We start from the raw sequence: 18,696 nt of genomic DNA, 5'->3' as shown, positions 1-18,696 counted from the left end.
GCTGACGGTCAGGGCGACGGCAGGGCCGGAACGCCGTCCTTCCACTGGTCCCAATGGCCGACGATGTGGTCGACCATCCGGGATCCGACCAGTTCCACATTCTCCACCGTCTCGGCGAACCCGCCGGCAGTCTCGCCGGGCTTCGGGTCCAGGTGCTGGAGCGTGGTCTCGTTCGGGTTGCCCTGGTCGAAATTGACCGCACCCCGCAGGCTCATCACCCGGTCGGAGCCTTGCAGCCGCTTGATGACCAGGGTGATCGCCGCCGCCTCCATCTCGGTGATGACATAGTCGTCCGCGCCATAGAGCTTGGCGATGTACTGCGCCTGGGCCGACATGCCGGGGCCGTGGAAGAAAGTGTCGCCGGTCATGTGCGTGCCGGTGCCTACGAACGGAGCACGCTGTGCTGCTTCCTGCGGATAGCGCTTGCGGTAGGCGCGGGCGGACTCGCTGTCCTTCAGCGGCGTGCCGGCGGTCAGGCGCATCGCCCAGGACACCAGCGCCGGGTTCATCGGGAACAGCCGCACCGCCTCGTAGCCCTTGCGCGGCATGAAGGTCGGCTCGCCCGGCTTGTTCTCCTCCGGCGCCCAGCGGTGGCCCAGGTCATAGTCGACCACCCAGGTCGCCCAGTTCACCTCGCCGATAGTGCCGCGCGACGGCGGGGTGCCGGCCACGCCGGTGATCAGAAAATAGGCTTGCGACAGGTCGAGCTGCGGGTTCAGCAGGATCGCCTGCATCGAGGCGGAGGAGCTGACCTTGCCCATGCCCAGCACCGAGCCGCACACGCCGTCGGCATTGCAGTACACCGGGTTCAGCGCGCCCTTCACCGTGACGGGCTCGGCCGTCTGCCAGTAACGCTCGTACCAGTGCTGGAACTCGCCGGCGCGGTCGCCGGTGTTCTTGCCGATCTCGAACATCGAGCCGACGAACACCTTCACCTTGATCGGCTCTGCGGCCTGAAGAGGACCATTCAGCCCGAACAGGAGCAGAGCCGACAGGGCGGCACCGCAGCAGCGGGAGAAGACTGACATCGGACCTTCACTCCTTGGGACGGAAAACGTACCTCAGTATGCAACGCTCGTACCATCGCCGTCTCCATCGCTCCATGCAGGGCCGCAACCTTCACTGGACAGCATCGCCTCCCAGCGGCCATCTTGTGCGTCCGTTCGCATGAGGAGGTCTTCCGGTGAAGTCGGGCAACGCGCTGCTGTCCAGCTATGGCACCACCATTTTCGAGGTCATGTCCCGCCTGTCGGAGGAGCATGGCGCGATCAATCTGGGCCAGGGATTCCCCGACGACCGCGGGCCGGCCGACGTGTTGCAGACCGCGGCCGACGCGCTGCTGACCGGCTGGAACCAGTATCCGTCGATGATGGGCACACCCGAGCTGCGTCAGGCGCTGGCCGCCCACTACGGCCGCTTCTACGGCCTCGGCATCGACTGGAAGACCGAGACGATGGTCACTTCCGGAGCCACCGAGGCGCTGACCGCCTGCCTGCTCGGCCTGATCAATCCGGGCGACGAGGTGGTGCTGTTCCAGCCCATGTATGACAGCTACCTGCCGATCGTCCGGCTGGCCGGCGGCGTGCCGCGCTTCGTCTCGCTGAAGTCGCCGGACTGGAGCTTCAGCCGCGCCGACCTGGAGGCCGCCTTCTCCCCCCGCACCAAGCTGGTGCTGATCAACGACCCGCTGAACCCGGCGGCCAAGGTCTTCGACCGGGCGGAGCTGGAGCTGATATCCGAGTTCGTGCAGCGCCATGATGCGCTGGCCGTCTGCGACGAGGTGTACGAACACCTCGTCTTCGACGGCCGCCGTCACATCCCGCTGATGTCCTTGCCGGGGATGCGCGACCGCTGCCTGAAGATCGGTTCGGCCGGCAAGACCTTCTCGCTGACCGGCTGGAAGGTGGGCTACGTCACCGCCGCCCCGCATCTGCTGCAGCCGGTCGCCAAGGCCCACCAGTTCCTGACCTTCACCACCCCGCCGAATCTCCAGGCCGCCGTCGCCTACGGGCTGGGCAAGGAGGAGGGCTATTTCACCGGGCTCGCCGCCGGACTCCAGGCCAAGCGCGACCGGCTGTCGGCCGGGCTCGCCTCCGTCGGTTTCGACGTTCTGCCCAGCGCCGGCACCTATTTCGTCGCCGCCGACATCTCCCGTTTCGGCTTCGACGGCGACGATCAGGCGTTCTGCCGCTGGCTGGTGGCGGAGGCGAAGGTGGCGGCCATCCCCGTCAGCGCCTTCTTCGTCGAGAATGCCCCCACCAACGTCGTGCGCTTCTGCTTCTCAAAGAAGGATGAAGTGCTCGACACCGCCATCGACCGCCTGCGCAACCGCTTCGTGTCGAGCTAGACACGTTCCCATATGAATGTTGCACGCCCCAACTGTTCGGGTATTTGACAAGTCTTAACCGATTGGCACAATGATCGGCTCCACCCCCACTGGTCGCCGCCCGATGTGATGGACCGGCTTTGCGGCCCGGTGCGGGGGCGATGGAACGGCGGAGCGCAGGTCATGCCACGTCTCCCGATCTTTCGGTTTGCCGCCATCCGGATGCCGTCCGTCCGGAACCTCATCCTGATGGCGGCCGCCCTGGCGCTCGCCGGGGTATGGGGCGGCTATGGGCTGATGGCGTCCTCCATCCTGGAAGGCCAGACGCGGGAGGCGCTGGTCAATGCCGGGGCAACGGCCCGTGCCTATGAAAGCAGCACCAGCCGGACTCTGCACGACGTCGACACCACGCTGCGTTCCTTTGCCGAACGCTATGCCGAAGGCGGGCTGCCGCGCGCTCGCGTGATCATCGACCAGGGGCTCTACGACGCCGCGCTGATCCATCACTTCACCGTCTTCGGACCCGACGGCGCCCAGCTCTTCCGCAGCGAAGGAACCGGCCCGCCGGACACGCTCGATGGCACCGATCTGCTCGCCTACCACCAGGGGGAAGGGCAGGCGCTGATGAAGGTCGGGCTGCCTTTCAGGGGATCGGCGACCGGCCGGCCGCTGCTGCGTCTCTCCCGCCGGATGGAGGATGCGGCGGGCGGGTTCGCCGGGGTGGTGGTCGCCAATGTCGATCCCGACTATCTCTCCGGCTTCTACCGGCAGGCCGATGTCGGCCGCAACGGCGTGGTCACCCTGATCGGGCTGGATCGGATCATCCGCGCCCGCGGTTCCAAGGACGGGCAGGATGCCGTCGGGGTGGACGGCTCGGCTTCGGCTTTGTGGGAGGCGGCGCGGCGGTCGCTGACCGGTGTGTTCTGGCAGGACAGCATCTCCGACGGCATCCGCCGTGCCTACGCCTTCCGGCCGGTGGAGGGTTATCCGCTGATCCTCGTCGTCGGCGTCGCCCTGAAGGACATCGATGCTGCGGTCGCCGGCTTCCGCGGACAGATGCGGATCATCGCCGCCCTGCTCAGCGTCTCCATCCTGCTGGTCGCCGCCTTCCTGCTGGTCCAGCAGCGCAATGCCGAGCGGCTGGCGGCGGCGCTGGCGGTCAATCGCGACTTCCTGGCCCGCGTCAGCCACGAACTGCGCACGCCGCTCAACGCCATCCTCGGCTTTTCCGAGATCATCAGGGACCAGATGTTCGGGCGCGATGCCGGGGAGCGCTATGCCGACTATGCCCGCGACATCCATGCCTCCGGCCAGCATCTGCTGACCTTGATCGACGACATCCTCGACCTGTCGCGCCTCCAGGCCGGCAGGTTCGCCCTGCTGATGGAGGATGTCGATCCCGTCGCCGCCGCCGAATGGGCCATCCGCATCGTCGCCCCCCAGGCGGAGCAGAAGTCGATCCGGCTGGAGATCAGCCGCCCGCCGGCCCCGACGCTGGTGCGTGCGGACGAGCGCGCCCTGAAGCAGATGCTGCTGAACCTGCTGGGCAACGCGCTGAAATTCACGCCGGAGAACGGGCGGGTGCTGGTCAGCGTCGCCCGCGGGGGCAACGGCCGCTGCGTCGTCCGCGTCACCGACAACGGGATCGGCATGACGGCGGAGGAGTTGCGGCAGGCCGCCATCCCCTTCGGCCAGACCTCCGCCCTCACCACCCATCCCGGGCGCGGCACCGGTCTCGGCCTGCCCATCGTCAAGTCGCTGATCGAGGCGCATGGCGGCAGCCTCCGCATCGACAGCCGGCCGGGACAGGGCAGTCAGGTCACGCTGGAATTCGCCGCCTGAAATTCGCCGCCTGATCCACCATGTCCGCCCCGGCTCCGGCCCGCAACCAAAGCGATCTTCGCGGCGGTGCCGCAAAGCCATGGCGAAACCCCTGCCGCTTGGGCATACTCCGCGCCGGTTTTGTCCAGGTCCGAGCCGCCGCCAGGGCTGTCCCCGGCCGCGTGCTTTCGGATCCACCCGCGGAATTGGGGCCTGTCTAGAATGTTGCGTGCGCTGGCGCGTGTCTGTGCCGTTCTTGTCGCGTGCTCCGGCACGCTCGCCGTATCCCAGACCTTCGCCGCCGACCCGCCGGCCGAGCCGGTGCCCTTCGGCGTGTCCAGCGTCGAGGTGGTGGCGGAGCGCGATACGCCACAGGCCTGCTTCACCTTCACCGACCGGCTGGAGCGCTCGCGCGCCGTCAACTACCGCGACTATGTCGCGGTGGAGCCGGCGGTGGACGGCGCCGCCATCGCCCGCGACCGCACGCTGTGCGTGGAAGGGCTGCGCCACGGCGACACCTATCGCGTCACGCTGAAGGACGGGCTTCCCGGCGCCGACGGCAAGCGCCTGCCGGCCGCCGACACCCGCGAGGTGCAGGTGCCCAACCGCAAGCCGTCGCTGGCCTTCCGCGGCGCCGGCTACATCCTGCCGCGGGTCGGGGCCGAAGGGCTGCCGCTGCGTTCCATCAACCTGGACCGGGCGAAGCTGCAGGTGCTGCGCATCGCCGACCGCGCGCTGGTCGAGAAGATCTATTTCGGCCGCATCACCCAGCAGATGACCGACTACGACATCGGCGAGATCCTGGACAAGTCGGGCCAGGAGGTCTGGCGCGGCGAGATGGGCATCGGCAACCAGCCGAACCGCAGCGTCACCACCGCCTTCCCCATCGACGCCGTGCTGGGCAAGCTCGACCCCGGCGTCTATGTCGCCGTCGCCGGTGCCGACGAGATCAAGCCGGGCGGCTGGGACCGCAAGGCGACCCAGTGGTTCGTCGTCTCCGACCTCGGCCTCAACACCATCCTGGGCGAGGATTCGCTGGTGGTCTTCGCCCGCTCCGCCCAGAGTGCTGCCCCGGCCGCCGGGGTGGAGCTGCGTCTGGTCGCCCGCAACGGCACCGATCTGGGCCGCGTCCAGACCGGGGAGGATGGGCTCGGCCGTTTCGACCTCGCCGCATTGCGCGCCGCCGGGACCGAGCCGGTCCAGGCGCTGTTCGCCGCGCGCGGCGACGGCGACTTCGCCGTTCTCGACCTGACCGCCGGCGGCGCTCCGCCGGCCGAAACTCCGGACAAGCCCGCCGCCACAATCGTCCGCCCGGCTGCCGGCGGACTCGACACCTATCTCTATACCGAACGCGGCATCTACCGGCCGGGCGAGACGGTGCAGCTGACCGCCCTGCTGCGTGACGCCGACCTGAACCCGCCGCCGGCCGGCAAGCAGCTGACCATCCGCGTCCTGCGCCCCGACGGCTTCGAGGTGGAGCGGCGCAGCCTGACCGACAGCGGGGCCGGCGGCTATGCCACCCGCATCGACCTGCCGATGAACGCCTATCCCGGCAACTGGATCGTCACCGCCCATGCCGAGCCGGATGGCCCGGCCATCGGCAAGACGGAGTTCCTGCTGGAGGATTTCGTGCCGCCGCGGCTGGACGTGGCACTCGCCTCCCCGACGACGGAACTGGCTTCCGACGGCGAGGCCGACATCGCGCTCGACAGCCATTACCTCTATGGCGCGCCGGCTTCCGGCCTGCCGGGCGAGCTGACGGTGACCCTGCGCGCCGCCGCCAACCCCTATCCGAACCTGCCGGGCTATCATTTCGGTCTGGTGCAGGAGGATGTGAAGCCGGCCCGCGCCGACCTGCCGGGCTTCATCACCGACTCCAACGGCTCGGCCCGCCTGAAGGTCAAGCTGCCGCGTCCGCCCGACAGCACCCGCCCGCTGGAGGCGGTGGTGCGCGCCACCCTGTTCGACATCGGCGGCCGTCCGGTCGGCCGCGACTTCGTGCTGCCGGTGCGCCACCAGCCCTTTGCCATCGGCATCAAGCCGCGCTTCGAAGGCGACGGCGTGCCGGAGGGGGCTACCGCCGGCTTCGACGTGATCGCCGTCGGACCGGACGGCAAGCCGGCCGACCGCGCCGACCTTTCCTACGAGCTGTTCGAGGAGGAGTACGACTACGCGTGGTACGAGGCCAACGGCCGCTGGGACTACAAGGTCACGGTGAAGGACCAGCGGGTGACCGGCGGATCCCTGTCGGCCCAGGCCGCCGCCCCGGCTTCGGTGGAGACCCCGGTCGCCGCCGGCCGCTACCGGCTGGAGGTGTTCGATTCCAAGACCGGCGTCGCCAGCAGCTTCCGTTTCGCCGCCGGCTGGTGGATGACCCCGACCGCCGGCGAACGGCCGGACGCGGTCGATGTCTCGGTGATGATGCCGGCCTACCGCGCCGGGGAAAGCGCCTGGGTCTTCGTCAAGCCGCCCTATGACAGCCAGGTGCTGGTGGCCGTCGCCGACCGTGGCGTCACCTATGCCGTCACCCGCGCCATCGGTCCGCAGGGCGCTTTCCTGGAAATCCCGGTCGGGCAGGGCTGGACCAGCGGCGCCCATGTGCTGGCGACCGCCTTCGCCACCTCCGACCCGCAGTCGAAGAAGCCGCCGCGCCGCGCCGTCGGCCTCGCCTGGCTGGCGATGGACAAGGCTCCGCGCACCCTGGACGTCCGCCTCTCCGCACCGGCGGAGACGGAACCGCGCCGTGCCATGACCGCCGACATCACGGTGGACGGCGTGCCCGAGGGCAAGCAGGCCTTCGTCACCCTGGCCGCCGTCGACGAATCGGTGATGCAGCTGACCGACCAGCCCTCGCCCGATCCGGCCCGCCATTACCTGCGCAAGCGCCCGCTCACCGTCGAGCTGCGCGATTCCTATGGCCGCCTGATCGACCCGGCCGGCCTGGATGCCGCCCGCCCGCCGGTTCAGCCGACGCCGCGCCTGCGCCAGATCTCCGGGCTGGTGCCGCCCAAGTCGGAACGGGTGGTCTCGCTCTATTCCGGCATCCTCACCGTCGGTGCCGAAGGCAAGGTTTCGGTGCCCTTCGACCTGCCCGACTTCCAGGGGCGGCTGCGCCTGATGGCGGTCGCCTGGAGCGAGGGGCGGATCGGCCATGCCGAAAGCCAGATGCTGGTCCGCGACCCGGTCGTCACCGACGCCGTTCTGCCGCGCTTCCTCGCCCCCGGCGATTCGGCGCAGGTCCTGCTGTCGCTCGACAATCTGAACGGTCCGTCCGGCGATTACCGGATGACCCTGACCGCCGAGGGCGCCGTCGCCATCGTCAATAACGACTCGGGCAACGAATTGACTGTGCCGAAGCTGGAGCGCGGCAAGCGGGCGACCGCCGGCCGGGTGCTGACCGCCACCGCGGTGGGGGCTGGGCATGTCACGCTGGACGTCACCGGGCCGGAGGGCGTGCGCGTCACCCGCCGCTGGGACGTCACCGTCCGTCCGGCCACGCCGCTGGTCTCCCGCCGCAACGCCGCCGCCCTGCCGACCGACAGGAGCCTGACCGTTCCCGCCGACATTACCGCCGGGCTGCGGCCGGAAACCGTCTCGGTGGGTGCCACGGTGGCGCCGCTGCCGGACCTGGACGTGCCGGGCCTGCTCTTCGCGCTCGACCGCGTGGCGGCGGGCGGGGCGGAGCAGACCGCCAGCCGCATCCTGCCGCTGCTGTCGATGAGCGACGTGGCCGCCGGCCTCGGCATCGCGCCGGAAGACCGCATCAAGGCGCGCGTCCAGCGCAGCGTCGACCGTCTGCTGACCTTCCAGCGCATCGACGGTGCTTTCGCCCCCTGGTCGCCGAAGGGCGATCTCGATCCCTGGCTGACCGCCTATGCGGTCGATGTGCTGGGGCGGGCCAAGGCGGCGGGCTACCGCATTCCCGACCAGCCCTATCGCAAGGGTCTGGACTGGCTGAAGCAGGCCATCGACAACGCCTGGGTCGAGACCGCCGACCTGCCGGGCCGCGCCTATGCGCTCTATGTGCTGGCGCGGGCGAAGATGATCGACGCCGGTGCGGTGCGCTATTTCCGCGAGAATTATTGGGACCGGCTGCAGACCGACTTCGGCCGGGCGCAGATCGCCGCGGCGACCGCCGTGCTGGGCGACCAGCCGGGGGCGACGGAGGCCTTCTCCAAGCTGACCGGCGCCCGCATGGTGACCGCCAGCCTGCGCGACCAGGGCTCTTCCCTGCGGGACGAGGCCGGCGTCGTGGTCCTGATGGCCGAAAGCGGCGCGGTCGAGCGTGACCGCATCTTCCAGGCGGCCGAACGGGTGGCGAAGACCTTTGCCGCCGTCCGCACCACCAATCCGCAGGAGCAGGCGTGGTTGTTGCTGGCGGGCAAGGCGCTGATCGACCGCGCTTCCCCGATGAAGCTCGCCATCGGCGACCAGACGGTGGAGAACGCCAAGCCGCAGATCCTGGCCGTCGACCCGGCCGCCCCGCCCGCCATCCGCAACCTGGGCGGCGAGGTCCGCCAGACCGTGTCGGTGGCGGGCGTGCCGGACCAGCCGGCCGGTGCGGAGGAGCAGGGGATGACCATCCGCCGGCGCCTGTTCGACATGGCCGGCCGTCCGGTCGATCCGGCCGGCATCCGCCACAACGACCTGCTGGTGGTGATCCTGGAGGGCGAGGTCGGCGACCCGCTCGACCATTCGGTGCTGGTCAGCGACCCGCTGCCGGCCGGCTTCGAGATCGAGAATGTCCGGCTCGCCAACAGCGGCCAGCTCGGCAAGCTGTCCTGGCTGGGTGACCTGTCGGCCGCCCGCAATGTCGAGTTCCGCGAGGATCGCTTCCTGGCCGCCGTCGACCTGCCGAAGGCGGCCCCCCGTTTCCGGCTGGTCTATCTGGTCCGCGCCGTCACCCCCGGCGACTTCGCGGCCCCCGGTGCCCAGGTGCAGGATCTGCAACGTCCCCACCTGTCCGCCCGTACCGCTGTCGCCCGGCTGCGCGTTCTGCCGGAGTGAGAGTGACCATTGCTGACCAAGGGGGGGCGCCGACGGCGTCCCCGCCGGAGTCGGCGAATGGTGCCTAAAGGTAGCTCTGCTCTCCCCGGTGGTTCTCCCGCCGACGGGCGAGCAGAGTAAGGCCCGCCACGACCACGGTGCAGCACAGGGTCAGCATCAGGTAAAAGGCCAGTGCGAGGCCGACCGTCATGGTGCCGATCAGCACCATGGCCAGTATCCAGACGCCCAACGATACGATGGTGCGCGCCGACATGGGTTGTCTCCTGTCCCCTGTCCTGATTCGCGTAAGAGTTTTAAACCCGCCCTGAACCCGTCACGGCTTTCCGGCCGCCTGTTTTTCGCCGCCTCCGCTTCCCACATCCGATAGAGGGAAGGGGAGCGGAGGCGTAGGTTCACCGCAAAGCCTGCCACAGCTATTGGGAGTGTCAGGGCGTGGCATCCTGTCACTGTGCGGGCGCGCCGCACCCGTTCGTGGCTGAACAGTCACTTGGCCCCGGCCTGCTGGCCTGCCAACTGGTTGGCATGGTCAACAAGTCTGTTGACAGCAAGCGGCATAGACCTTACCTTTACGTAAACGTCAAGGAAGGGAGCAGGCGGAGTGGATCGGCTTTCGGTCGGCAACGGCGTGATGGAGACGGGGGAGGGGGCCGGCGACAGCCGCCTGTCCGGCCCGCGGCTCGCCATCGGCGAACTGGCCGGGGAGTTCGGTCTGACCCACCGCACCATCCGCCATTACGAGGATGAAGGGCTGCTGTCGCCGGAGCGGATCGGCAGCGCCCCTGGAGGCGCCCGTGTCTATGGCCACCGCGACCGTGCCCGGCTGGCGCTGATCTGCCGGGGCAAGCGGTTGGGCTTCAGCCTGGCCGAGATCAAGGATTTCCTGAACCTCTACGACACCGACGACGCCCAGATCGAACAGATGCGCTACATGCGCACGATCGCGCGCCGCCGGATTTCCGCGCTTGAACAGCAGCTTGCCGACGTCGAACAGACATTGGCGGAGCTGTGCACCATCGACACCCAGATCTCCGAGCATCTTCGCCGCAACGGCATCACGGAGACGCAGGACATGGAGGAGAAGCACTCATGAAGTCGGTCGTCATCGCCGGTTACGCCCGTTCGCCCTTCGCCTTTGCCCACAAGGGCGAGCTGACCAAGGTCCGCCCCGACGATCTGCTGGCCCGCGTCATCGCGGCGCTGGTGGAGCGCACCGGCCTGAAGACCGAGGATGTCGAGGACGTCATCGTCGGCTGCTCCTTCCCCGAGGGCGAGCAGGGGCTGAACGTCGCCCGCAGCATCTCCTTCCTGGCCAAGCTGCCGCAGACCGCGGCGGCCACCACGGTGAACCGCTATTGCGGCTCCTCCATGCAGTCGATCCATCAGGCGGCCGGTGCCATCCAGATGGGTGCCGGCGAGGTGTTCGTCTGCGGCGGCGTCGAATCGATGACCCGCGTGCCGATCATGGGCTTCAACCCGATGCCGAACCCGGCGCTGAAGGCCTCCTATCCCGAAGCCTACTGCTCCATGGGCATCACGGCGGAGAATGTCGCCCGCAAATACGCCATCTCCCGCGCCGAGCAGGAGGCGCTGGCCGTCGCCTCCCACGCCAAGGCGGCGGAGGCCCAGGCCGCCGGCCGCCTGTCGGATGAGATCGTCGGCATCGAGACCCCGGCCGGTCTGGTCGACAAGGACGGCTGCATCCGCCCCGGCACCAATGCCGAAGGGCTGGCGGGCCTGAAGCCGGCCTTCACCGCCGACGGCACCGTGACTGCCGGCACCTCCTCGCCGCTCACCGACGGCGCGTCGGTCGTGCTGGTGACGACGGAGGAGTATGCCCGCGCCAACGGCCTGCCGATCCTGGCGAAGATCCGCTCGGTCGCCGTCGCCGGCTGCGCGCCGGAACTGATGGGTCTCGGCCCCGTCCCGGCGACCCGCAAGGCGCTGGCCCGCGCCGGCCTGTCGATCGCCGACATCGACATCATCGAGATCAACGAAGCCTTCTCGTCCCAGGCCATCGCCTGCATGCGCGACCTCGACATCGACCCGTCCCGCATCAACCCGGATGGCGGCGCGCTGGCGCTCGGCCATCCGCTGGGGGCCACCGGCGCCCGCATCACCGGCAAGGCCGCGGCCCTGCTGAAGCGTGAGGGCAAGCAGTTCGCGTTGGCGACCCAGTGCATCGGCGGCGGCCAGGGCATCGCCACCATCCTGGAAGCGGTCTGACGAACGGGATCGGGGAGGAAACGACCATGAAGATCGAACGCGCCGCCGTGATCGGTGCGGGCGTGATGGGTGCGGGCATCGCCGCCCATTTCGCCAACGCCGGCATCCCCTGCGTCCTGCTCGACATCCCTGCCAAGGAAGGTGCCGACCGCAGCGCCATCGCCAAGGGTGCGGTGGCGAAGCTGCTGAAGACCGATCCGGCCCCCTTGATGCATCCCAAGAATGCCAAGCTGATCACGCCCGGCAATCTTGAGGACGATCTGGCTCTGCTGGCCGACGTCGACTGGATCGTCGAGGCCATCGTCGAGAACCCGGCGATCAAGGCCGACCTCTACAAGCGCATCGACCCGGTGCGCAAGGCCGGCTCGGTGGTGTCGTCCAACACCTCCACCATCCCGCTGGCGGTGCTGACGGAAGGCCAGGGCGAGCAGTTCCGCAAAGACTTCCTGATCACCCACTTCTTCAACCCGCCGCGCTACATGCGGCTGCTGGAGATCGTCGGCGGCGCCGACACCCGCGCCGATGCCATGGCCGCCATCGCCGAGGTCTGCGACCGCCGCCTGGGCAAGGGTGTGGTCCATTGCAAGGACACGCCGGGCTTCATCGCCAACCGCATCGGCGTCTTCTGGATCCAATCGGCGGTGAATGCCGCGGTCGATCTCGGCCTGACGGTCGAGGAAGCCGACGCCGTCGGCGGCCGTCCGATGGGCATCCCCAAGACCGGCGTCTTCGGCCTGATGGACCTCGTCGGGCTGGACCTGATGCCGCACATTGCCAAGAGCATGTCGGCGACCCTGCCGGCGAACGATGCCTATCGCGGCCAGATGCGCGAACATGCGGTCATCACCAGGATGATCGCCGAGGGCTATACCGGCCGCAAGGGCAAGGGCGGCTTCTACCGCATCAACAAGGCCGGCGGCGGCAAGGTGAAGGAGTCGGTCAACCTCCTGACCGGCGACTATGCCCCGTCGGAAAAGGCCCGGCTGGACAGCGTCTCATCCGCCGGCCGCGACCTGCGCAAGCTGTGCGAGCATCCGGACAAGGGCGGCCGCTTCGCCCGCCGCGTCCTGGCCCAGACGCTGGCCTATGCCGCCAGCCTGGTGCCGGAGATCGCCGACAGCATCGTCGCCGTCGATGAGGGCATGCGGCTGGGCTACAACTGGAAGCAGGGTCCGTTCGAGCTGATCGACCGGCTGGGCACCGAGTGGTTCGCCGAGCTGTGCCGCTCGGAAGGCATTCCGGTCCCGGCGCTGGTCGAGACGGCAGCCGGCCGTCCCTTCTACCGCGTCGAGGACGGCAGGCTCCAGCACCTGACCACGGCCGGCGTCTATGACACGGTGGTGCGTCCGGACGGCGTGCTGCTGCTGTCGGACATCAAGCGCGCCGCCGGCAAGCCGGTGTGGAAGAACGGCTCGGCCAGCCTGTGGGACATCGGCGACGGCGTGCTGTGCGTCGAGTTCACCAGCAAGATGAACGCCGTCGACGGCGACATCATGGCCGCCTACGAGAAGGCCATGCGGCTGATCGGCGATGGAAAAGGTGACTGGAAGGCGCTGGTCATCCACAACGAGGCCGACAATTTCTCGGTCGGCGCCAATCTGGGTCTCGCGCTGTTCGCACTGAACATCGGTCTGTGGCCGCAGATCGAGGAGATGGTGGAAGGCGGCCAGCGCACCTACCGCGCGCTGAAATACGCGCCCTTCCCGGTGGTTGCGGCGCCCAGCGGCATGGCGCTGGGCGGTGGTTGCGAGATCCTGCTGCATTCCGACCATGTCCAGGCCCATGCCGAGACCTATGTCGGCCTCGTCGAGGTCGGCGTCGGCCTGATCCCGGCCTGGGGCGGCTGCACCGAGATGCTGGCCCGCCATCAGGCCAACCCGAAGGCGCCGCGCGGGCCGATGCCGGGCATCGCCAAGGCCTTCGAGATCATCAGCACCGCCACTGTCGCCAAGTCGGCGGCCGAGGCCAAGGAGCTGCTGTATTTCCGCGCCACCGACGGCATCACCATGAACCGCGACCGGTTGCTGGCCGACGCCAAGGCCAAGGCGCTGGAACTGGCGGCGGACTATACCCCGCCGGAGAAGACCACCTCCTATGTCCTGCCCGGCCCCAGCGCCAAGGCGGCGATGGAACTGGCGGTGGAGGGCTTCGCCCTGCAGGGCAAGGTCACGCCGCACGACAAGATTGTCTGCGCCGCCCTGGCCGAGGTGCTGAGCGGCGGCGAGGAGGCCGACATCTCCAAGCCGGTCGGCGAGGACCACATCCTGCGGCTGGAGCGTGAGGCGTTCATGGGGCTGGTGCGCACCGGCGGCACCATCGACCGGATCGAGCATATGCTGCTCACCGGCAAGCCGCTGCGGAACTGAGGGGGGAGGAACGAGAGATGCCGATCTACAAGGCTCCGCTTGAGGATGTGCGCTTCGTCCTGGACGAGATCGTCGGTCTGGACAAGCTGTCGGCCCTGCCGGGTTATGAGGACGCCACGCCGGAACTCGTCGGCCAGGTGCTGGAGGAAGGCGCCAAGCTGTGCGAGGAGGTGCTGTTCCCGCTGAACCAGTCCGGCGACGGCGAGGGCTGCCGGTTCGAGAATGGCGAGGTCCGCACGCCCAAGGGCTTCAAGGAGGCCTACACCACCTACATCGAGGCCGGCTGGCAGGGTCTGGCCTGCGACCCGGCCTATGGCGGGCAGGGGCTGCCGAAGCTGGTCAACATCATGCTGGAGGAGTTCATCTGCTCCGCCAACCTCAGCTTCGGCATGTATCCCGGCCTGTCGCTCGGCGCCTACAACGCGCTGGCGATGTATGGCTCGGACGAGTTGAAGCAGCGCTTCCTGCCCAAGCTGGTCGACGGCACCTGGTCCGGCACCATGTGCCTGACCGAGCCGCATTGCGGCACCGACCTCGGCATCATCCGCACCAGGGCGGTGCCGGCGGAAGACGGGTCGTTCAAGATCACCGGCACCAAGATCTTCATCTCGGCCGGCGAGCATGACCTGACCGAGAACATCCTGCATCTGGTGCTGGCCCGCCTGCCGGACGCCCCGGCCGGGACCCGCGGCATCAGCCTCTTCCTGGTGCCGAAGTTCATGCCCGACGCCGACGGCACGCCGGGGGCCCGTAATGGCGTCGCCTGCGGCTCCATCGAGCACAAGATGGGCATCAAGGCATCCTCGACCTGCGTCATGAACTTCGAGGACGCCACCGGCTGGCTGGTCGGCGAGCCGCACAAGGGCATGCGCGCCATGTTCGTGATGATGAACGCGGCCCGTCTGGCCGTGGGCATCCAGGGGCTGGGTCTGGCCGAGGTGTCCTACCAGAACGCCGTCAACTATGCCCGCGAACGGCTCCAGGGCCGGTCGCTGTCGGGGGTGAAGGCGCCGGACAAGCCGGCCGACCCGATCATCGTCCACCCCGACGTGCGCAAGAATCTGCTGACCGCCCGCGCCTATGGCGAAGGCGCCCGTGCGCTCGGCGCGCTGGTCGTCTATCACCTGGACGTGGCGGAGAAGCATCCCGACGAGCGCACCCGCCGCGATGCCGACGAGTTCGTCCAGCTGATGACGCCGATCGTCAAGGCGCTGTTCACCGACATCGGTTTCGAGTCGGCCAACATCGCCGTGCAGGTCCATGGCGGCCACGGCTTCATCTGGGAGACCGGTGTCGAGCAGTATGTCCGCGACGCCCGCATCTGCCAGATCTATGAGGGCACCAACGGCATCCAGGCGCTCGACCTCGTCGGGCGCAAGCTGCCGCAGGACATGGGCCGCCTGCTGCGCCACTTCTTCCACCCCGTCGGCCGCGACATCGAGGCGGCGATGGAAAAGGACGAGTTGGGTGAGTTCGTCATGCCGCTGGCCAAGGCCTTCGCCAAGCTCCAGCAGGCCACCGCCCTGATCGCCCAGAAGGGCCTGAAGGATCCGGAGGAGGCGGGAGCCGCCGCCAGCGACTATCTGCGCCTGTTCGGTCTGGTGGCGCTGGGCTGGAGCTGGTTGACCATGGTGGAGAAGGCGCAGGCCAGGCTCGCGGCCGGGGAGGGCAACGCCGCCTTCTATGAGGCCAAGATCAAGACCGCGCGCTTCTATATGGCCAAGCTGCTGCCGCAGACCAACAGCCTGTTCATCACCATCGCCGCCGGCGCCAAGCCGCTGATGGAACTGGAAGACGCCGCTTTCTGACAGGCCTGTCGATCCCTAGTCCGATCGTCCTCCGGGACGCTCGACTTCCAAGCCGGCCGGTGCCGCGACATGGCACCGGCCGGCTTTTTTTCTTCAATTTCAGGGTCCAGATACGCATTCGCACATTGACCTAAAATTGTCATAGCTCTTTGGAAATATCACTGCTGGGAAGTGCCGACCCTAGCTGATAGGCCTTCGGAGCGGTGACAAAAGTTAATTTCCGGTTGTCGGTCCTCGTCCCTGCGTGTTACATCTCAATAGAGATTACGTTCGGCCGGTGCCTGCTATATCCTTTGGATTTTAGGGAATATGCGGGTGGCGACAGCCTCCTCCTTTTCTCAGGCCCCTTGGGCGTCTTTCGGAGGGGCAGGCATGGTTCAGGAGTTTAAACGATGAAGATCCTGATCGGTGATGATCACGTCCTGTTCCGGGAAGGTCTTCGCCGTCTGCTTGAGCAGCTTCGCGAGAATGCTACCTTTGCGGAGGCAAGCAATTTCGACGAGCTTCTGGATATGGCGGCGTCGAAGGATGAGGCCTATGACCTCGTCCTGACCGATCTGCGGATGCCGGGGTGGCCCGGCTTCTCCGGCATCGGCATGCTGCGCGACCGGCAGCCGAACGCCAAGGTCGTGGTGATTTCCGCGTCGGAGGCACAGTCCGACGTGCGGGAGGCGCTGGAGAACGGCGCCGCCGGCTACATCCCGAAATCCTCCAGCGTGAAGATCATGCTGAGCGCGCTCGACCTGATCTTCTCGGGCGGCGTCTATGTGCCGGCGACGGTGCTGCGCGAAGGCATCGAAGCCGACCAGCGCGGCGGCGGCTCGGTCATCCCGCCGACCGATCCGCAGCTGGAGCAGCTGCTGACCCAGCGTCAGCGCGAGGTGCTGGACCGCCTGCGCGAAGGCAAGTCGAACAAGCAGATCGCGCATGAGCTGGGCCTGTCGGAAGGCACCGTGAAGATCCACATGACGGCGATCTTCAAGTCGCTCGGCGTGCGCAACCGCACCCAGGCGGCGATGGCCTTCCCGCAGTCGCATTCGGCCTGACACCGCTCTTCCCGGGCAAAAGAAAGCGACCCGCCGGAGCGATCCGGCGGGTCGTTTCCATTTCAGGCGGTGAGCGCCGCGTCATCCCCCGATCGCGTCATCCCATGCCGGCGACATAGCCGCGCAGCGATTCGACCTCCAGTTCGGCGTCGTCGATGCGGGCCTTCACCACGTCGCCGATGCTGATGACGCCGACCACCCGGCCGGACTCGACGATCGGCACATGGCGGATGCGCCGCTCGGTCATCACCGCCATCATGTCGGCGACGGTATCGTCGGGGGCGGCGGTGATCAGTTCGCGCGTCATCAGGTCGGCCGCCGGACGGTCCAGCGCCGCGGCACCGTCGCGGGCGACCGCACGGACGACATCGCGCTCCGACAGAATGCCGACCGGGTGCCCGTCATCGCCCATCACCAGCACGGCGCCGATCCGGTGTTCGGTCAGCAGGCGGGTGACGGCGGCCACGCTGTCGTCCGGTGCGGCGGAAACGATCCGGCTGCCCTTGCGTTTCAAAACGGCTGCAACATGCATGACGGTACGGCCTCCCTTCCGATAACCCCAATAACGGAATCTTGGGAATAACCGTACAATCCGCAAGACTGATGGTAAAAAGAAAAAGGCACCCTCCCCCGGATGGGGGAGGGTGCCTGTCGGACGGCAGGGTCCGTTGCCGAACTCCGGAACCGGTTCTTAGAAACGGTAGCCGACGCCGACGCCGACCAGCCACGGGTCCAGCGTGACCTTCGAGGTGACCGGCAGGACGGCGGTGCCAACGCGGGCGTTGGCGGTCACGTCGGTCTTCAGGAAGATCTTCTTGACGTCGAAGTTCAGCGACCAGTTGCCGGTCAGGGCGACGTCGACACCGGCCTGGAGGGCCCAACCGAAACGGTTCTTGTAGTTGGTGTCGGTGATGCGCAGACCACCGGCATTCGGGTTCTCGGCCGCATCCTCGTTGTAGAACAGGGTGTAGTTGACGCCGGCGCCGACATACGGGCTGATGCGCTCCTTCGGCAGGAAGTGGTACTGCACGGTCAGGGTCGGCGGCAGCAGCGAGACCTTGCCGATTTCGGTCACGCCACCGGCGGCGGCGATCAGGTTGCCCTTGACGCGGTGGCGGCTGGTGCCGGCGATCAGCTCGGCGGCGATGTTGTCGGTGAAGAAGTACGAGAAATCGACTTCCGGAATATAGTCGTTGCCGACCTTGGCCGAGCCGACGTCCCCCAGCGTCGTATTGTTGATCGTGCCCTTTTCCTGGGGCACCACGGCCAGGCCGCGCGCACGGACGACGATGTCGCCGGCCGACTTGCCCTTGAAGTCCTGAGCGAGCGACGGGGATGCGATGGCGACGAGGGCCGAGGTCGCCAGCAGGGCGGCGGCGGCGCGCGACAGGATGGTCATGGGGTCTGCTCCAGGCAATGCGTTGTTGCTGTTCTGTGGCATCAGCCGATGGAGCTATTACCAGACACCGTGTAAGGGTACTAGGGGGGCTACAACCCTTCCTCTCCTTATGCAGCAGCTATGCAACAGTGACGAGTTGTCGCATGGACAATGAAATCAAGGGCTTGGTTTGATCGTCCGTTGCGGAATCAGCGCCATGCAGTTCTGGACGATGGCATAGCATTGACCAAGTCGCGCAGAGCCGCCGGTGGCGCCGCCATAGACGACGCGCTCGACCACGCCATTCCTCAAACTGAAGGTTGCTTCGCAGTCGAAACTGTTGACTTCATAACCATAGGACGGCCATCCGGCGCCATAGCCGTAATAGGGTCGGCCCCAGCCGCCGCCGTAATAGCCGAGCGGCGGCGGGCTTGGGTAGGAAACGATGCGGGAGCTGCGGTAGGTGTAGAAGTCCCGGTTGTCGACGCTGGCCTGCCGTTCCGGCACCCCGGCGCAGGACAGCAGCGTTTCCTTCGGCATGCCGACGAGCGCGGTCTGCGCCACCAGCGCCTCGTCCGCCGCCGGATTGGCGCAGCCGCCGAGCACCCCGGTGGCGGTCAGGGCCACGATGCCAAGTGCCCGACCCGCCATCCGTCCCTTTACCGACTGACGCACACGCATCGCACGCCTCCTCCAACCCGACAGGGGAATGCCGTAAAGC

General features: G+C 67.8%; 13 protein-coding genes. 8 read left to right on the top strand and 5 right to left on the bottom strand.

Annotated elements, in window-relative coordinates:
* Window positions 1-8 precede the first annotated feature (8 nt).
* The gene (locus J2848_RS20695; RefSeq protein WP_149233118.1) at window positions 9-1,028 is read right to left on the bottom strand and encodes a purine-nucleoside phosphorylase; all 1,020 of its coding nucleotides are present in this window, start codon (window positions 1,026-1,028) and stop codon (window positions 9-11) included.
* Between the two features lie 155 nt (window positions 1,029-1,183).
* Between J2848_RS20695 and J2848_RS20690 the strand changes: the two genes are divergently transcribed.
* From J2848_RS20690 to J2848_RS20680, 3 genes are all read left to right on the top strand, one after another.
* Window positions 1,184-2,347: an aminotransferase gene (locus J2848_RS20690; RefSeq protein WP_149233117.1), complete on the top strand. Its 1,164-nt coding sequence runs from the start codon at window positions 1,184-1,186 to the stop codon at window positions 2,345-2,347.
* Window positions 2,348-2,575: 228 nt separating this feature from the next.
* A complete protein-coding gene (locus tag J2848_RS20685; protein ID WP_246194036.1) occupies window positions 2,576-4,168 on the top strand; it encodes a sensor histidine kinase in 1,593 nt (530 codons plus the stop codon).
* A gap of 201 nt (window positions 4,169-4,369) precedes the next feature.
* Window positions 4,370-9,154, top strand: coding sequence for an alpha-2-macroglobulin family protein (locus J2848_RS20680; protein ID WP_246194035.1), 4,785 nt, complete (start codon window positions 4,370-4,372; stop codon window positions 9,152-9,154).
* A gap of 64 nt (window positions 9,155-9,218) precedes the next feature.
* Here J2848_RS20680 and J2848_RS20675 read toward each other — a convergent pair whose 3' ends face one another.
* Entirely contained in the window at window positions 9,219-9,407 is a 189-nt protein-coding gene (locus J2848_RS20675; RefSeq protein WP_149233114.1) for a hypothetical protein, read from the bottom strand.
* Between the two features lie 345 nt (window positions 9,408-9,752).
* On the opposite strand from J2848_RS20675, the gene J2848_RS20670 reads away from it, so the two are divergent.
* From J2848_RS20670 to J2848_RS20650, 5 genes are all read left to right on the top strand, one after another.
* On the top strand, window positions 9,753-10,244 hold the full coding sequence (locus J2848_RS20670) for a MerR family transcriptional regulator (RefSeq protein ID WP_149233113.1): 492 nt from the start codon (window positions 9,753-9,755) through the stop codon (window positions 10,242-10,244).
* Window positions 10,241-11,377: a thiolase family protein gene (locus J2848_RS20665; RefSeq protein ID WP_149233112.1), complete on the top strand. Its 1,137-nt coding sequence runs from the start codon at window positions 10,241-10,243 to the stop codon at window positions 11,375-11,377. Before J2848_RS20670 ends, J2848_RS20665 begins: the two co-directional genes overlap by 4 nt.
* Window positions 11,378-11,403: 26 nt before the next feature.
* The gene (locus J2848_RS20660) at window positions 11,404-13,743 is read left to right on the top strand and encodes a 3-hydroxyacyl-CoA dehydrogenase/enoyl-CoA hydratase family protein (protein WP_149233111.1); all 2,340 of its coding nucleotides are present in this window, start codon (window positions 11,404-11,406) and stop codon (window positions 13,741-13,743) included.
* 17 nt (window positions 13,744-13,760) lie between these two features.
* Window positions 13,761-15,551 (top strand): acyl-CoA dehydrogenase C-terminal domain-containing protein, encoded by a 1,791-nt coding sequence (locus J2848_RS20655; RefSeq protein WP_149233110.1) that lies wholly within the window; start codon window positions 13,761-13,763, stop codon window positions 15,549-15,551.
* Between the two features lie 392 nt (window positions 15,552-15,943).
* Window positions 15,944-16,597 (top strand): response regulator, encoded by a 654-nt coding sequence (locus J2848_RS20650; RefSeq protein ID WP_149233109.1) that lies wholly within the window; start codon window positions 15,944-15,946, stop codon window positions 16,595-16,597.
* 97 nt (window positions 16,598-16,694) lie between these two features.
* Here J2848_RS20650 and J2848_RS20645 read toward each other — a convergent pair whose 3' ends face one another.
* From J2848_RS20645 to J2848_RS20635, 3 genes are all read right to left on the bottom strand, one after another.
* Window positions 16,695-17,129 (bottom strand): CBS domain-containing protein, encoded by a 435-nt coding sequence (locus J2848_RS20645; RefSeq protein ID WP_149233108.1) that lies wholly within the window; start codon window positions 17,127-17,129, stop codon window positions 16,695-16,697.
* A 159-nt stretch (window positions 17,130-17,288) separates the two neighbouring features.
* The gene (locus J2848_RS20640; RefSeq protein WP_246194034.1) at window positions 17,289-17,996 is read right to left on the bottom strand and encodes an OmpW/AlkL family protein; all 708 of its coding nucleotides are present in this window, start codon (window positions 17,994-17,996) and stop codon (window positions 17,289-17,291) included.
* A 156-nt stretch (window positions 17,997-18,152) separates the two neighbouring features.
* A complete protein-coding gene (locus J2848_RS20635; RefSeq protein WP_246194033.1) occupies window positions 18,153-18,656 on the bottom strand; it encodes a hypothetical protein in 504 nt (167 codons plus the stop codon).
* Between the last annotated feature and the right edge of the window lie 40 nt (window positions 18,657-18,696).

Origin of the sequence: Azospirillum lipoferum (assembly GCF_024170005.1) — a bacterium.
GTDB lineage: Bacteria > Pseudomonadota > Alphaproteobacteria > Azospirillales > Azospirillaceae > Azospirillum > Azospirillum lipoferum.
This window is presented reverse-complemented; position numbering and strand designations above follow the sequence as displayed.

Excerpts from the sequence above, each read along its gene's own strand:
- J2848_RS20695 (WP_149233118.1), bottom strand. The coding sequence starts at position 1,028 with ATGTCAGTCTTCTCCCGCTGCTGCGGTGCCGCCCTGTCGGCTCTGCTC.
- J2848_RS20685 (WP_246194036.1), top strand. The coding sequence starts at position 2,576 with ATGGCGGCCGCCCTGGCGCTCGCCGGGGTATGGGGCGGCTATGGGCTG.
- J2848_RS20680 (WP_246194035.1), top strand. The coding sequence starts at position 4,370 with ATGTTGCGTGCGCTGGCGCGTGTCTGTGCCGTTCTTGTCGCGTGCTCC.
- J2848_RS20675 (WP_149233114.1), bottom strand. The coding sequence starts at position 9,407 with ATGTCGGCGCGCACCATCGTATCGTTGGGCGTCTGGATACTGGCCATG.
- J2848_RS20665 (WP_149233112.1), top strand. The coding sequence starts at position 10,241 with ATGAAGTCGGTCGTCATCGCCGGTTACGCCCGTTCGCCCTTCGCCTTT.
- J2848_RS20660 (WP_149233111.1), top strand. The coding sequence starts at position 11,404 with ATGAAGATCGAACGCGCCGCCGTGATCGGTGCGGGCGTGATGGGTGCG.
- J2848_RS20655 (WP_149233110.1), top strand. The coding sequence starts at position 13,761 with ATGCCGATCTACAAGGCTCCGCTTGAGGATGTGCGCTTCGTCCTGGAC.
- J2848_RS20650 (WP_149233109.1), top strand. The coding sequence starts at position 15,944 with ATGAAGATCCTGATCGGTGATGATCACGTCCTGTTCCGGGAAGGTCTT.
- J2848_RS20645 (WP_149233108.1), bottom strand. The coding sequence starts at position 17,129 with ATGCATGTTGCAGCCGTTTTGAAACGCAAGGGCAGCCGGATCGTTTCC.
- J2848_RS20640 (WP_246194034.1), bottom strand. The coding sequence starts at position 17,996 with ATGACCATCCTGTCGCGCGCCGCCGCCGCCCTGCTGGCGACCTCGGCC.
- J2848_RS20635 (WP_246194033.1), bottom strand. The coding sequence starts at position 18,656 with ATGCGTGTGCGTCAGTCGGTAAAGGGACGGATGGCGGGTCGGGCACTT.